The 15,987-nt window shown below is 71.3% G+C and carries 11 protein-coding genes; 10 read left to right on the top strand and 1 reads right to left on the bottom strand.

Annotation, left to right across the window (positions count from 1 at the left end; all coding sequences use genetic code 11):
- Nucleotides 1-144 precede the first annotated feature (144 nt).
- From ACFV4G_RS09110 to ACFV4G_RS09065, 10 genes are all read left to right on the top strand, one after another.
- Nucleotides 145-1,815, top strand: coding sequence for an ABC transporter substrate-binding protein (locus ACFV4G_RS09110; RefSeq protein WP_380438100.1), 1,671 nt, complete (start codon nucleotides 145-147; stop codon nucleotides 1,813-1,815).
- Entirely contained in the window at nucleotides 1,770-2,759 is a 990-nt protein-coding gene (locus ACFV4G_RS09105; protein WP_380438098.1) for an ABC transporter permease, read from the top strand. Before ACFV4G_RS09110 ends, ACFV4G_RS09105 begins: the two co-directional genes overlap by 46 nt.
- Nucleotides 2,756-3,733 (top strand): carbohydrate ABC transporter permease, encoded by a 978-nt coding sequence (locus ACFV4G_RS09100; RefSeq protein WP_380438096.1) that lies wholly within the window; start codon nucleotides 2,756-2,758, stop codon nucleotides 3,731-3,733. Before ACFV4G_RS09105 ends, ACFV4G_RS09100 begins: the two co-directional genes overlap by 4 nt.
- A 100-nt stretch (nucleotides 3,734-3,833) precedes the next feature.
- Complete coding sequence (locus tag ACFV4G_RS09095) at nucleotides 3,834-4,862, top strand: LacI family DNA-binding transcriptional regulator (protein ID WP_380438094.1); 1,029 nt, start codon at nucleotides 3,834-3,836, stop codon at nucleotides 4,860-4,862.
- Nucleotides 4,863-4,887: 25 nt separating this feature from the next.
- Nucleotides 4,888-6,873 (top strand): beta-galactosidase, encoded by a 1,986-nt coding sequence (locus ACFV4G_RS09090; protein ID WP_380438092.1) that lies wholly within the window; start codon nucleotides 4,888-4,890, stop codon nucleotides 6,871-6,873.
- 111 nt (nucleotides 6,874-6,984) lie between these two features.
- Entirely contained in the window at nucleotides 6,985-7,116 is a 132-nt protein-coding gene (locus tag ACFV4G_RS09085) for a hypothetical protein (protein ID WP_380438090.1), read from the top strand.
- 169 nt (nucleotides 7,117-7,285) lie between these two features.
- Nucleotides 7,286-9,055 carry a cellulose binding domain-containing protein gene (locus ACFV4G_RS09080; RefSeq protein WP_380438088.1) on the top strand — a complete coding sequence of 590 codons (1,770 nt, stop codon included), beginning with the start codon at nucleotides 7,286-7,288 and terminating at the stop codon, nucleotides 9,053-9,055.
- 109 nt (nucleotides 9,056-9,164) lie between these two features.
- Complete coding sequence (locus ACFV4G_RS09075) at nucleotides 9,165-10,673, top strand: glycoside hydrolase family 43 protein (protein ID WP_380438086.1); 1,509 nt, start codon at nucleotides 9,165-9,167, stop codon at nucleotides 10,671-10,673.
- A 53-nt stretch (nucleotides 10,674-10,726) separates the two neighbouring features.
- A complete protein-coding gene (locus tag ACFV4G_RS09070) occupies nucleotides 10,727-12,475 on the top strand; it encodes a cellulase family glycosylhydrolase (RefSeq protein WP_380438084.1) in 1,749 nt (582 codons plus the stop codon).
- Between the two features lie 71 nt (nucleotides 12,476-12,546).
- The gene (locus tag ACFV4G_RS09065; RefSeq protein ID WP_380438083.1) at nucleotides 12,547-14,646 is read left to right on the top strand and encodes a beta-galactosidase; all 2,100 of its coding nucleotides are present in this window, start codon (nucleotides 12,547-12,549) and stop codon (nucleotides 14,644-14,646) included.
- Nucleotides 14,647-14,748: 102 nt separating this feature from the next.
- On the opposite strand, the gene ACFV4G_RS09060 is transcribed toward ACFV4G_RS09065, so the two are convergent.
- Entirely contained in the window at nucleotides 14,749-15,804 is a 1,056-nt protein-coding gene (locus tag ACFV4G_RS09060; protein ID WP_380438081.1) for an aldose epimerase family protein, read from the bottom strand.
- Nucleotides 15,805-15,987: the final 183 nt, after the last annotated feature.

Here is a 15,987-nt window from a genome sequence, read left to right as displayed (position 1 = left end):
GATCGCTGTCAACTCCCCAGGACACAAACGATTTTGCATTTGTTCAGCCTCTTGCCGAACCGGTAACGCGTCGTTAGTCTCGCCGAAACATCCAAGCGCTTCGACGCTTCGACGGAGAGGGGCCACGCCACCATGAGATCCGGGTTGAACCGTAGGAGCTTCCTGACCGGCGCCGCCGCGGTCGCGGGAGCCGCCGCGATGGCGCCCCTGCTGTCCGCCTGCAGCGGCGGCGGTTCGGGCAAGAAGGCCGGCATCAACACCAAGGAGGGCCTGAAGGCCGCCCTGCCGACCTACGCACCGAGCAGCACCACCGTCAAGCCGGACATAGCCTCCGTGCCGGGCGGCGCCGACACCGCGACCGACCCCGCCTACCTCTCCTACCCCGCGTCCCCGCCCGCCACCGTCTCCGGCGTCCCCGGCAAGGGCGGCAGCTACACGGCCGTCACGCCGCTGTGGGGCACCAACCCGCCGGTCGGCAACTCCTTCTACCAGGCGATGAACAAGGCCCTCGGGGTCGAACTGACCATCAAGCCGGCCGACGGGAACAACTACAACACCATCGTCCCGACGATGACCGCCGCCAAGCAGCTGCCGGACTGGATCTGCCTGCCGACCTGGTGGAACCCCAACTTCAACACCGGCGAACTGGCCGGCACCCAGGTCGCGGACCTGACCCCGTTCCTGTCCGGCGACAAGATCAAGAAGTACCCGAACCTGGCCGCCCTCCCCACCGGGGCCTGGCAGGTCGGGGCCTGGGGCGACAAGATCTACGGGATCCCCTCCTTCTCCACCAACTTCGCCATCGCGGGGATGGTCTACCACCGCCGGGACGTCCTCGAAGCCCGCGGCATCACTCCCGACCAGGTGAAGTCCGCCGACGACCTGATGAACCTCGGCAAGGAGCTGACCGACGCCAAGCGGGGCGTGTGGGCCTTCGACGACGTGTGGACCTACATGTACACGGCCTTCGGCGCTCCCCTGAAGTGGAAGGTCGACAACGGCAAGCTGGTCCACCTCTTCGAGACCCAGGAGTTCCTGGAGGCCCTCGACTGGCACAACCGCATGGCGACCGCCGGCTACATGCACCCCGACGCGATGGCCGGCGACGACAAGGGCACCCAGCGCTTCTACAGCGGGAAGGTGCTCATCCAGGGCGGCGGCACGGGCGGCTGGAACCTGAGCGACTACCAGTCCGGCGTCGCCGCCGACCCGAACTACCGGCGCGGCGCGTTCAACTTCTTCGCCGCCGACGGGAAGGGCGCACCCGTGGTCTACATGGGCTCCTCCACGGGCATCATCAGCTACCTCAACGCCGACCTGAAGCCCGCCCAGATCGAGGAACTGCTCGCCGTCGCGAACTACCTCGCCGCCCCCTACGGCACCGCCGAGTACACCCTGGTCAACTTCGGCGTCGAGGGCCTCCACCACAACCGCGTCAACGGGGTGCCGACCTTCACGGAGGAGGGCAAGAAGGACGTCCAGGCGCAGACCTTCCCGTTCCTGTCCGGTCCCCCCTCGGTGATCAGCAACCCCGGCAGCGACACGGTCACCAAGGACTACGCGGCCTGGCAGGCCGCCAACGTCAAGGCCCTCACCAAACCGCTCTTCTGGGGCGTGAACTACAGCATGCCGCAGGCCATCGCCGCGGCCGAGGCCGCGCAGAGCGTGAACGACACCGTCAAGGACTGCTACCGCGGCAAGAAGAAGGTCTCCGACGTCCAGGACGTCGTCGCCAGCTGGCGCTCCGGCCCCGGGGACCGCCTCAAGAAATGGATGACCGAGAACGTCCTGAACAAGTACGGCACGGGCCAGTGAGCACCGCGCGGCAGCAGCGCCCCGCCAGGCCGGCGCGACTCGACTGGCGGATCAGGCTGCGGCGGGACAAGTCCCTCCTGCTGATGACGGTCCCCGCGGTCGTCCTGCTCCTGGTGTTCAACTACGCGCCGCTGTTCGGCATCGTCACCGCCTTCCAGGAGTACGACCCGCTGGTCGGGGTCCGGAACAGCCAGTGGGTCGGGTTCGACCAGTTCCAGCAGTTGTTCGGCGACCCGGCCTTCTGGGCCTCGATGAAGAACACGCTGTACCTCAGCTTCGTCCAGCTGATCCTCTTCTTCCCGATCCCCATCGCCCTGGCCCTGCTGCTCAACTCGGTGATCAGCGAGCGGATCCGCAACTTCTTCCAGTCCGTGGTCTACCTGCCGCACTTCTTCTCCTGGGTGCTGGCGGTCACGATCTTCCAGCAGATGCTCGGCGGCGCCGGCGTGCTCAACCAGTTCCTGCGCCAGCACGACATCGGCACCTGGGACATCATGACCAACCCGCACACCTTCGCGCTGCTGGTCACCTCCCAGGCGATCTGGAAGGAGGCGGGCTGGGGGATCATCGTCTTCCTCGCGGCGCTGAGCGCGATCAACAGCGAGCTGTACGAGGCCGCGGCCGCCGACGGGGCCGGGCGGCTGCGGCGGATGTGGCACATCACGCTGCCGGGCCTGCGCGGGGTGATCGTGCTCATGCTGGTCCTGCGGCTCGGCAACGCCCTGTCCGTCGGGTTCGAGCAGTTCCTGATCCAGCGCGACGCCGTCGGCCACGACGCCGCGGACGTCCTGGACACCTTCTCCTTCTACTACGGCATCGCCACCGGCGGCTACAGCTACGGCGCGGCGGCCGGGCTCTTCAAGAGCGTGGTCTCGCTGCTGCTCATCTGGGGTGCCAACAAGCTGGCGCACGCCTTCGGCGAGGACGGGCTGTACCGCAAATGACGAACGCACTCACCACCATGGGTTCGCGGGGCGAGAAGCGCCGCACCGCGGCAGCAGCCGCCCGGCGCCGGGCCCGCTCGGCCCGCCCGCCGTGGGACGAGCCGCCGACCACCGTCGGCCAGGCCGCCAAGGGCCTCACGCTCGGCGGGATGCTCGCCGTCATCCTGGTCCCGCTCTGGATCATCGTGCTGACCAGCTTCTCCACCCCCGGGGCCGTCAACCGGGCCGGCGGACTGGTGATCTGGCCGGACGGCCTGACCACCGAGACGTATCGCCAGATGCTCGGCGACCCGACGGTCGTCACCGCCCTGATGGTGAGCCTCGGCATCACGGTGGTCGGCACCGCGGTGTCCATGGCCGTCTCGATCCTGTGCGCCTACGGCCTCTCCCGGCCCCGCTCGCTCGGCCACCGCTTCGTCCTGATGCTGCTGATCATCACGATGTTCGTCGGCGGCGGCCTGATCCCGAGCTTCCTGGTGGTCACCGGACTCGGCGGCTACGACCAGTGGTGGGCGCTGATCCTGCCGAGCGCGGTCTCCGTGTTCAACATCCTGGTGCTGCGGGCCTTCTACCAGGAGACCTCCGGCGAACTCATCGACGCGGCCCGGATGGACGGCGCCGGGGACTGGCGCATCCTGTGGTCCGTCGTCCTGCCCACCTCACGTGCCGTCACCGCCGTCACCGCGCTCTTCTACGCCGTGGGCTACTGGAACTCGTTCTTCAACGTCATGCTCTACATGCCGACCGACAGTCAGAAGTGGCCCCTCCAATACGTGTTGCTCACCTACGTCAACCGGGGCATCGGCATCCCGGGCTCCGTCAACGCCGGCTTCGGGAGCACCCACGCGCAGACCGCACCGCTGTCCCTGCAGATGGCGGTCGTCGTCCTCACCCTGGTACCACTGGTGATCGTGTACCCGTTCGTGCAGAAGCACCTGCGCACCGGTGTCCTCACCGGAGCGATCAAGGGCTGAGCCGTCCGCACCGGCCCGGCGCGCCCCGCCGGACCGGAAACGGACCGGAAACGGACCGGGAACGCGCCCCTACCGGAACCGACACGAAGGAAGCAGAGCGATGGTGACACTCGCCGATGTGGCCAGGCACGCCGGCGTCTCGTCCAGCACGGTCAGCTACGCCCTCAGCGGCAAGCGGCCGATCTCCGACGAGACCCGGACCCGCGTCGAACGGGCCATCACGGACCTCGGCTACCACCCCAACGCGGGTGCCCGGGCCCTGGCCGGCAAGCGCTCGCACATCATCGCCCTGGTGGTGCCGCTCCGCCCCGAGGTGCACGTGCCCACGATGATGGAGATCGCCATCGCGGTCACCGTGGCGGCCCGCGAGCACGGCTACGACGTCCTGCTGCTCACCAACGACGAAGGGCCCGAAGGCGTCCGCCGGGTCGCCGCCACCGGGCTCGCCGACGGGGTCATCCTCATGGACGTCCGGCTCGACGACGACCGGATCCCGGTCCTGCGGGCCGAGGAGATCCCGGCCGCCCTCATCGGCCTGCCCGACGACCCGGCCGGACTCTCCTGCGTCGACCACGACTTCGCCACCGCCGGCGCCCTGTGCGCCGACCACCTCGCCGACCTCGGCCACCGCGACATCGCCTTCATCGGCTACAGCAGCGGCGTCTACCGGCGGCACGCCGGGTACGCCGAGCGCACCCTGAACGGCTTCCGCGCCCGTGCCGAACGGCGCGGCCTGCGCTTCCTCCACCGGCCCTGCGAGGGCACCTACGAGAGCACCGCGGGCACCCTGGCCCGCATCCTCGCGGACCGCCCGGACACCACCGGGTTCGTCGTGCAGAACGAGGCCGCGATCGGCCCACTGCTCAGCCTGCTGCGCGCCAGCGGGCGGACCGTGCCCGAGGACGCCTCCGTCATCGCCATCTGCCCCGACGCGCTGGCCGAGCAGCACGCACCCCGGCTCACCTCCGTGACCAGTCCGAAGAAGGACCTCGGGCAGGTCGCCGTCGAACAGGTCATGGCGAGGATCACCGCGTCCGCCGCGGGCGACGAGGCGAAGGACCAACTCCTCCTGATGCCACCGGAACTGGTGGTCCGCGAAAGCACCGCGCCGGCTCCGCACCGCACTTGACCCCCTACCGAAGGAACATCTCCCCATGGACATCCGCCGGCTCACCGACCGCCTCGGCGGCCTCGCCTTCGGCGGGGACTACAGCCCCGAGCAGTGGGACGCCGAGGTATGGAAGCAGGACGACGAGCTGATGCGCCACGCGCGCGTCAACCTCGCCACCGTCGGCGTCTTCTCCTGGGCCCTGATGGAGCCCGAAGAGGGCCGCTACGACTTCGGCTGGCTCGACGGCCACCTCGACCGGCTGCACGCGGCCGGCGTCGCCGTCGACCTGGCCACCCCCACCGCCGGGCCACCGCCGTGGTTCAGCCTGGCCCACCCGGACGCCCTGCCCGTCGGCCCCGACGGCACCCGGCTGACCCACGGCAGCCGGGACACCTACTGCGTCGCCGCCCCCGCCTACCGCCGGGCCGCCCGCCGCATCGCCGACGCCCTCGCCGAACGCTACGGCGACCACCCGGCCCTCGCCCTGTGGCACGTGCACAACGAGTACGTCTCCCTGTGCCACTGCGACCACGCCGCCGCCGCGTTCCGGGTCTGGCTGCGCGCCCGCCACGGCTCCCTCGACGCCCTCAACGAGGCCTGGGGGACGGCCTTCTGGAGCCAGCGCTACACCTCGTGGGAGCAGATCCTGCCGCCCCGCCAGAGCCAGTGGCACCGCAACCCCGGCCAGGCCCTGGACTACAGCCGCTTCTGGTCCGACGAGGCCCTCGCCGCCTACCGCGAGCAGCGCGACGCGATCCGCGCCCACAGCGACCGGCCGGTGACGACCAATCTCATGCTGCCCAGGTACCAGAACCTCGACCTGTGGGCGTTCGGCCGCGAGGTCGACCTGGTCTCCGTCAACCACTACCCCACCGGGCCCGGCGTCGAGGCCGCCGCCCACGCCGCCTTCGACGCCGACCGGGCCCGCTCCCTCGCCGGCGGCGCCCCCTGGCTGCTGATGGAATCGGGCACCAACACCGTCTACGCCGGCGACCGCGTCCTCCCCAAGGAGCCGGGCGACATCCTGCGCAACTCGCTCGCCCACGTCGCCCGCGGCTCGGAGGGCGCACTGTTCTTCCAGTGGCGCCAGTCCCGGGCCGGCGCCGAGCAGTGGCACTCCTCGATGGTCCCGCACGCCGGGCCCGACAGCCGCATGTTCCGCGAGGTGACGGCGCTCGGCGAGCACCTCGCCCGGCTCGGCGAGCTCGCCGGCTCCACCGTCCGGGCCGAGGTCGCCGTGCTGCACGACTCCGACGCCTGGTGGGCGATGCAGGTCGACGGACTCCCGTCCGGCGAGCTCGAGTACTACCCCGCGCTGCGCCGCGCCCACCGGGCGCTGTGGGACGCCGGACTGACGGTCGACTTCGCCCACCCCGAGCACGACCTGAGCCGCTACCGGGTCGTCCTCGCCCCGGCCCTGTTCCTGCTCACCGACGCGGGCGCCGAGAACCTGCGCCGGTACGTCGCCGACGGCGGCACCCTGCTCCTCCAGCACTTCGGCGCCGCCGTCGACGAGCACCTGCACGCCCGGCTCGGCGGCTACCCGGCCGCACCGCTGCGCGAGGCGCTGGGCATCCGGGTCGAGGAGTACCGCCCGCTGGCGCAGGGCGAGGAACTCGCGCTCTCCGACGGCTCGACGGGCTCCTCCTGGAGCGAGTCCCTGCGCACCGAGGGCGCCGAGGCCGTCGCCGCCTACACCCACGGCATGCTGACCGGCAGCCCGGCGCTCACCCGGCACACCTTCGGATCCGGCCACGGCTGGTACCTCTCCACCCGCCTCGACGACGCCGGCTACGCCACCCTGGTGGGGCGGCTGCTCACGGAGGCGGGCGTCACCCCGGACCTGCCCGGCCTGCCGGCCGGCGTCGAGGCCGTCACCCGCCACGCGCCGGACGGCCGGAGCTGGCACCTGCTGCTCAACCACAGCGCCGAGGCCGTACCGCTCCCCCAGCCGGCCCACGACCTGCTCACGGGCGCCACCCTGAGCCGGGTGCCCGCCGGCGGCTGCGCGGTCCTGCGCGCGTTGTGAGCGCTCACTTCACGCAGTTGTGAGCGCTCACTACATTGTGAGCGCTCACCCTCCCCCTCCCTCCGCACGACCGAGGAAGGCCACCTGCTCGGCACCGACGTCCGCACCGAGGTGCTCTACCCGGCCTCCAGCCGGGCCACCGCCGCCTGGCACCCGGACCGGGCCGAACTCACCGTGACCCTGCCGACGGCACCGTCCGCCGTCCTGCTGCGCCTCACCAGGAGGGCCGCCGAAGGGAGTTGACCATGCACCGGGCGACCGCGCGCTCCCCACCGCGCCGGTCCGCATCCGTACGGAACACGCTTCGCGTCCGGGCCCGATCACACGCAGCCGCGCCGGGTCCGCCGTCCAGATCGCGGGAGTTCGATCCCCCACCCGAACACCACGTACCCCCACCACCCTGGAGGGACGCATGAACTGGTCAGCACAAACATGTCGTGATCGCGTCATCGCCGCCGCCGCGGCCCTGTCGCTTGCGGTCACCGGCGCGATCGCCGCCGTCGCGCCGCCCGCCCACGCCGCGAGCTCCGTGTCGGTGTCCGTCGACGCCGCCCTGCAGCTCGCCACCATCCCCGCCACCGGCGTCGGCATCAACACCGCCGTCTTCGACGCCACCATGAACGACTCCGCCACCCCCGGCCTGCTCCGCACCGCCGGCATGGGCGCCGTCCGTTACCCCGGCGGCAGCCACTCCGACGTCTACCACTGGCAGACCGGCACCGCCTCGGGCGGCGCGTACGTCGCCCCGAACACCGGCTTCGACGCCTTCATGGGCACCATGCACGCCGCCGGAACGCAGCCGATCATCACCGTGAACTACGGCTCCGGCACGCCCCAGGAGGCCGCCGACTGGGTCAAGTACGCCAACGCCACCAAGGGCTACGGCATCACGTACTGGGAGGTCGGCAACGAGGTCTACGGCAACGGGGAGTACAGCAACAGCAACGGCTGGGAGTACGACACCCACAGCAGCAAGAGCGCCACGACCTACGCGACCAACCTGGTCCAGTACGTCTCGGCGATGAAGGCGGTCGACCCGAACATCAAGATCGGCGCCGTGCTCACCACCCCCGGCGGCTGGCCGGACGGCGTCGTCGGCCCGGGCGACAGCATGGACTGGAACCACACGGTCCTGTCGATCGCCGGCTCCAAGGTCGACTTTGTGATCGTTCACACCTACCCCGGCGGAGCCAGCCCGGCCGACCTGCTCACCAAGCCGCAGGCCCTGATCCCGAACATCGCCGGCACCGTGCGCTCGCTGATCAACCAGTACGCCGGGACGAACGCCCCCAACGTCGGCATCGCGGTGACCGAGGCGAACACCACCACCTACCGGGACACCTCCCCGAACGGGCTGTTCGCGCCGGACACGTACCTCACCTGGATGGAGAACGGCGCGTTCAACGTCGACTGGTGGGCCCTCCACAACGGCGTCGACTGCACCGACCTGAGCCAGGTCGAGGGCGCCACCGAGTACAACGACTACGGCATGGTCTCCAGCGGCGCGAGCTGCGAGCCGCCCCTCAACACCCCCTTCCCCGCCTACTACGGCACCCAGATGATCAGCAGGCTCGGAGCGCCCGGCGACACCCTGGTCAAGGCCGCCGGCTCGTCCTCGCTGCTCTCCGCGCACGCCGTGCGCCGCGCCAACGGCGACGTGGCCGTCATGCTGATCAACAAGGACCCGAACAACGCGGCCACCGTGAACCTCTCGTACACCGGGTTCACCGCCTCCTCCGACACCCCGACCGTCTACTCCTACCTCAAGAACGGCAACTCGATCGGAACGGCGCAGAGCGGCAGCCCGACCACCCAGACCGTGCCCGCCTACGGCATCACGGTCGTGCAGATGCACCCGACCAGCGCGAGCTGCCGGGTCGTCTACAACAGGAACGAGTGGCCGGGCGGCGTGATCGGCACCGTCACCGTCGTCAACAACGGGCTCGGCCAGGTCAACGGCTGGGACCTCGGCTTCAACTTCGCCGGCGACACGGCGATCACCAGCAGCTGGAACGCCTCGGTGAAGCAGAGCGGCCCCAGCGTCAACGCCGGGAACGCCTCCTTCAACGCCGCCATCCCGCAGGGCGGAAGCGCCCAGTGGGGCTTCAAGGCCACCTGGTCCGGCAGCGACGCGAACCCGACCGCCTTCTGGCTCAACGGCGCGACCTGCGCCATCGGCTAGCCCCGAACCGGTGGCGCCCCGGCCCCGACTTTCTCTAGGGCCCAGGGCCCGGGGCGCCACCCCCTCCCCCGAGCGTGAACCACCTCCTCACGAATCAGGAACCGACCACGTGTCAGACCAGCCCCAGCCCACCGGCACCGCGTCCAACCCGGTGATCCCCGGCTTCCACCCCGACCCCAGCGTCTGCCGCGTGGGCGACGACTACTACCTCGTGTGCTCCAGCTTCGAGTACTTCCCCGGCATCCCCGTCTTCCACAGCCGCGACCTGGTGAACTGGACCCAGATCGGCAACGCCCTGGACCGGCCGAGCCAGCTGCACCTGGCGCCCGAGGTGCCGTCCTCGGCCGGGATCTACGCGCCGACCCTGCGCCACCACGACGGCCGCTTCTGGCTGATCGTCACCATCGTCGGCGGCGGCGGCAACGTGATCGTCACCGCCACCGACCCGGCCGGCCCGTGGTCCGACCCGGTCCCGGCGCCCGGGGTGCCCGGCATCGACCCGGACCTCGCCTGGGACGAGGACGGCACCTGCTGGTGCACCGTCGCCGGCGTCTCCCAGGTGCGTCTCGACCCGACGACCGGCGAGACCTTCGGCGAGCCGCGGCGGATCTGGTCCGGCACCGGCGGCAAGGCCCCCGAGGCGCCGCACCTCTACCGGATCGGCGCGTACTGGTACCTGCTCATCGCCGAGGGCGGCACCGAACGCGGCCACGGTGTGTCGATCGCCCGCGGCTCCACGCCCACCGGCCCGTTCGAGCCGTGCCCGGACAACCCGGTCCTCACGCACCGCAGCACCGACCGGCCGATCCAGAACACCGGCCACGCGGACCTGGTCCAGGCCCCCGACGGCTCCTGGTGGATGGTGCTGCTCGGCGTCCGGCCGCGGGGCGGCACCCCCGGCTGGCACGTGCTCGGCCGGGAGACCTTCCTCGCTCCGGTCGAGTGGGTCGACGGCTGGCCGGTCGTCGGCCCGCTCACCACCGAACTTCCCACCCCTGCCTGGCCGCTGTACCCCGCTGCCGCCGTACCGTCCCGGGACGACTTCGAGCAGGCCGAACTGCACCCCCAGTGGATCTCCGTACGCGAGCGCCCGGAGCAGCTCTGCACCACGAAGGAACGATCCGGCTGGCTGACCCTCCGGGCCGCCGGCGCCTCCCTCGACGAGAACGACGCGGTGTTCGTCGGCCGCCGCCAGCAGCACCTCGTCTGCCGGGCCCGCACCCTGATCGACCCGGCCGACGGCCGCGGCGGCCTGGCCGTCCGGCTGGACGAGGAGCACCACTACGAGATCGAGGCGGCCGACGGCCGGGTGGCCGTGATCGCCCGGATCGGCTCCGTGCGCGCCGAGGTCGCCTCCCGCCCGGTACCGCCCGGCCCGGTGGTGCTCGGCGTCGACATCGACCCGCTGACCCCGCGCGACGCGCGCGGCGGTCCGGACGCCCTCTCCTTCGGCATCGAGGACGCGGACGGCACCTTCACCGCGCTCGCCACCCTCGAAGGCCGCTACCTGTCCACCGAGGTGGCCGGCGGCTTCACCGGCCGGGTCATCGGCATGTACGCCGCGGCGGGCACCATCCACTTCGACCGGTTCGACTACGAGCCCCAACCGTCGTCATGACCGGCCGTCAGCACCACCACACCACCCCCACCACTCACGAGAGAGATCACTCCTTGAACGTCTCCCAGCGCAGCGCCCGGCCGCACGGCCGCCGCCTCGGCCGGTCGGCCGCCCTCCTGGTGGCTCTGCTCACCACGACCAGCGTGGCCGGCGGCACCGCCTTCGCCGACCAGGACCACCAGGGTGACCAGTCGGCATCGCTCTTCCGGCCGGCCCCCCGCGACCCGATGGCCGCCGTCGCCGCCATGCAGCCCAGCTGGAACCTGGGCAACACCCTGGACGCCATCCCCGACGAGACCTCCTGGGGCAACCCGCTCACCACCAAGGCCCTCTTCGACCACCTGCGGTCCCAGGGCTTCCGCAGCGTCCGGATCCCGGTCACCTGGTACACCCACCAGTCCACCACCGCCCCCTACACCATCGACGCGACCTACCTGGCCCGGGTGAAGCAGGTGATCGACCTCGCGCTCGCAGACGGCCTCTACGTCGAGATGAACGTCCACCACGACTCGTGGAAGTGGATCGCCGACATCTCCACCGACCACGACAACGTGATGGCCCGGTTCAACTCGACCTGGCAGCAGATCGCCGCCGCGTTCAAGGACGAGCCGCGCAAGCTGCTCATGGAGAGCGTCAACGAGCCGCAGTTCAACAACGCGACCGACGCCCAGAAGACCACGTACATGAACGAGCTCAACACCTCGTTCGTCACCATCGTGCGCAACTCGGGCGGCGGCAACAAGGACCGTCTGCTCGTCCTGCCCACCCAGGGCTGCACCCCGTCCCAGCCCCTGATGGACGACCTGAACGCGGAGATCGCCTCCCTGCACGACCGCAACCTGGTCGCCACCGTGCACTACTACGGCTACTACCCGTTCAGCGTGAACATCGCGGGCGGCACCAGCTTCGACGCGAAGACCCAGAAGATGCAGGCCGACACCTTCGCCCTGATGCACAGCGAGTTCGTCGGCAAGGGCATACCGGTCTACCTGGGCGAGTACGGACTGCTCAGCGAGCCCAACTCCAACACCGTCGAGCAGGGCGAGCTGCTGAAGTACTACGAGGACGTCAACTACCAGGCCCGGCTCAACGGTGTCACCAGCGCCCTCTGGGACGACGGCAACTACCTCGACCGCACCGCCCTGAAGTGGCGCGAGCCCGACCTGATGGCCCTGGTCAAGACGTCCTGGACCACGCGCTCGGGCACCGCCTCCACCGACAACCTCTTCGTGTCGAAGTCTGGCCCGATCGCGGCGCAGACCATCACGCTCAACCGCAACGGCCAGTGGTTCGCCGGACTGTGGCAGGGCGACATGCCGCTGATCCCCTACCTCGACTACACCCTGAACGGCGACCGGCTGACGCTGACCTCCGACGCGCTCACCCGGCTGGCCGGCGACCGCGCCTACGGCGTCAACTCGACCCTCCAGGTCCAGTACTCGCAGGGCGAGCCCTGGCAGCTCCACGTGATCTCCTTCGACAAGCCGGTGGTGTCCGCCGCGACCGGGACCAGCACCGCGCTCACCATCCCCACCCGGTTCAACGGTGACCAACTGGCGACCATGGAGGCCAAGTACGCCGACGGCACCAACGCCGGCTCGTCGAGCTGGACCGCGTTCCAGGCGTTCAACACGGCCTTCGCGCCGGACTACACGGGCAACGCCCTGGTCCTCAAGCCGGACTTCCTCAACGCGCTCAAGGACGGCACGCCGGCGACGCTCACCTTCCACTTCTGGAGCGGCGCCACCGTCGGCTACCAGGTGACCAGGTCCGGCACCACGGTGACGGGCACCGCCTCCTGACCCCGGTCCCTCCCCGCCCCGGCTGCCGCCTCCCGCCGGCCGGGGCCTCTTCACGTTTCCGAGGTGCACCCATGTTCCCGCTGCCCCCGCGCGTGCTGTTCGGCGCCGCCTACTACCACGAGTACCAGCCGTACGAACGGCTCAAGGAAGACCTCGACCTGATGGCCGGGGCGAAGTTCACCGTCATCCGGGTCGGCGAGTCCGTCTGGTCGACCTGGGAGCCGGAGAACGGCCGGTTCGAGCTCGACTGGCTGACCCCCGTCCTCGACGGCGCCCACGAGCGCGGCATCGCGGTCGTCCTCGGCACCCCCACCTACGCCGTGCCGCCGTGGCTGGCCCGGCAGTACCCCGAGATCGCCGGCGACCGGGCGACGGGGCAGCGCATGGGCTGGGGCGCCCGCCAGGAGGCCGACTTCTCCCACCCCGCCTTCCGCTACCACGCCGAACGCGTCACCCGGGCGATCCTCGGCCGCCACGCCGCGCACCCCGCCGTCATCGGCTTCCAGGTCGACAACGAACCCGGCCTCCGGCTGCCCCACAACCACGGCGTCTTCCAGCGGTTCGTCGACCACCTGCGCCACACCTACGGCGACGTGGAGACCCTCAACCGGGAGTGGGGCTTGGTCTACTGGTCGCACCGGCTCTCCACCTGGGCCGACCTGTGGCACCCCGACGACAACCAGCAGCCGCAGTTCGACGTCGCCTGGCGGGCGTTCCAGGCCCGCCAGACCACCGAGTTCATCGCCTGGCAGGCCGCGATCACCCGCGAGTACGCCCGCCCCGACCAGTTCGTCACCACCTGCCTCGCCTACAACCACCCCGCGATGGAGGACGACGAGATCACCGACGCCCTGGACGTCACCGCGGGGAACCCGTACTACGACATGCAGGACGCCCTCGCACTGCCCGACACCACGCCCGACGACCACGAGCAGTGGTGGAAGACCACCGGCGTGTGGGCCCTGTACCAGAGCGCCGACCGGATCTTCTCCTCGCGTCAGGAACCGTTCCTCGTCACCGAGACCAACGCCCAGGCCATCAGCGGCACTTCGGAGAACCGGCCGGCCTTCGACGGCCAGTGGCGCCAGGCCGCCTGGGCACTCGTCTCGCGCGGTGCGCGGATGATCGAGTACTGGCACTGGCACACCCTGCACTTCGGCGCCGAGACGTACTGGGGCGGGATCCTGCCGCACAGCGGCAGGCCCGGCCGGGTCTACGCCGAACTCGCCCGGCTCGGAGCCGAGTTCGAGACCGTGGGGCCGCTGGTCGCCGGGATCGAGCCCGATGCCGACATCGCGATGGTCTACTCGATGCCCAGCAAATGGCTCATGCAGAAGTACCCGCCGCTGGCGAGGACGAACGGCGATCCGGATCCGGCCTCCTACCACCGCATCTTCGACCCCTTCTACCGCGGCGCGTTCGAGGCCGGCCGCCAGGTGCGGATCCTGCACGCCCGACAGCTCCACGACGGCCTCGCACCCGCCGAGGCCGCGCGACGCCACCCCGTGCTGGTCGTCCCCGGGCTCTACCTCGCCGAGGACTCCCTGCTCGACCGGCTCGCCGCCTACGCCGAGGCCGGCGGCCACCTCGTCCTCGGCCCCCGCACCGGCTACGCCGACCACGAGGCCCGGGCCCGCCACGAGACCGCCCCGCCGCGCCTCACGGCCGCCGCCGGCGTCCGGTACGACGAATTCAGCAACCTGACCTCGGACCTCCCGCTGCGCACCGCCCCGGGCAGTCCGCTGGAGCTACCGGCGGGCGCCACCGCCACCCGCTGGGTGGAGGGCCTCACGGCCACCGACGCCACGGTGCTGGCCGGCTACGAGCACCCCCACTTCGGCCGCTGGCCCGCCGTCACCACCCGCCGCCACGGCGAGGGCCGGGTCACCTGCGTGGGCACCGTGCCCGGCCGCGACCTCGCCCGGGAGCTGGCCGCCTGGCTGGCTCCGGTTCCCGCGAGCGGCTGGCGGGACCTGCCGGCCTCCGTCACCGCGACGACCGGAACCTCCCCGGACGGACGCCGCGTCCACGTGGTCCACAACTGGAGCTGGCGGCCCGCCGACGTCCGGGCGCCCGTCGAGCTGACCGACGTCCTGGACGGCACCGCGGTGGCGTCCGGAGGGTCGGTCTCCCTGAACGCCTGGGACGTGCGGGTGTTCGTCGCCCGCTGACAAAGGGGCGGTGGGCTCCGACGAGCCCACCGCCCCCGTTCACCACCCGACCGGGTGCTCCCGCTCGGGCGCTCCCGCTCGGGCCCTCCTGCCCGGGCCCTCCTACTCGGACAGGAAGCGGTAGACCGTCATCGAGCCGTACTCCTCCCCCGGGCGCAGCACGGTGGACGGGTACTCGGGCCGGTTGGGCGAGTCCGGGAAGTGCTGCGTCTCCAGCGCGATGCCCGCGTAGGCGGGGTACGGGCGGCCGGAGCGGCCGGTCAGCGAGCCGTCGAAGTGGTTCCCGGTGTAGACCTGGAGCCCCGGCTCCATCGTGAAGCACTCGACCCGACGGCCGCTGGCCGGGTGGCTCAGTACGGCGGCCTTCCTGAAGCCCCTCCCGCCGAGCACCCAGGTGTGGTCGAAGCCCTGGCCGGCCCGGCGGATCTGCGGGTGTCCGTCGGCGACGCGGTCCGCGGTGGTCCGGGACTCGCGCAGGTCGAACGGCGTGCCGGCCACGGGCAGGACGGGCCCCAGCGGGATCAGTTCCCCGTCCACCGGGAGGTACCCGGCGGCCTCGACCTGGAGCAGGTGGTCGAGCACCGTTCCGCAACCCTCGCCGGCCAGGTTGAAGTACGCGTGGTTCGTGAGGTTGACGACCGTCGGCGCGTCCGCGGCGGCGCGGTAGACGATGAAGAGGTCCCCGGCCGGGTCGAGGAGGTACATCACCTCGGCGGTAAGGGCGCCCGGGAACCCCTGGTCGCCGTCAGGGCTGTGCAGCCGCAGCCGGACCCCGGCCCGACGGCCCTCCCGGACCGCCACGCCGTCCCAGAGCCGCGTGGCGAAGCCGTCCGGCCCGCCGTGCAGGGCGTGGCCGTCGTCCTGGACCGCCAGCCGGTGCCTCGTACCGTCGAGGGGCAGGACCCCGCCCGCGATCCGGTTGGCGTAGCGGCCGACCGTCGCTCCGAAGTACGCGGCCTCCCCGAGCAGGTCCTCGACGTCCTCGCAGCCGAGGACGACGTTGCACCGCCGCCCGTCCCGGTCCGGCGCGTGCACGGCCTGGAGGCGGGCACCCAGGCTCAGCACCTCCACCGTCACGCCCTCGGGCGCCCCGAAGGTCCATCGGGTGATCCGCCGACCGTCCGGCATTGCCGCGGCGGGCTCCTGGGTCACCGTCACTTCGCCGTGGGATATGAGGGCGTCTCTCGGCACGGGTCCTACTCCATTGCGTTCGGTGCGGTGCGGTGCGGTGCGGTGCGGGGACGGCGACGCCCCCCCGGGCGGGCCGCGTCGAACCCGGGGCCCCCCGGCCGGGGGGCATAGGCCGGTGACTACGCCACGGGCAGGGCGGGGTAGGCCCTG

Origin of the sequence: Kitasatospora sp. NPDC059747, from assembly GCF_042732955.1 — a bacterium.
Lineage (GTDB): Bacteria > Actinomycetota > Actinomycetes > Streptomycetales > Streptomycetaceae > Kitasatospora.
Note: the sequence above shows the minus strand (reverse complement) of the source record. Positions and strands in the feature narration are given on the sequence as shown.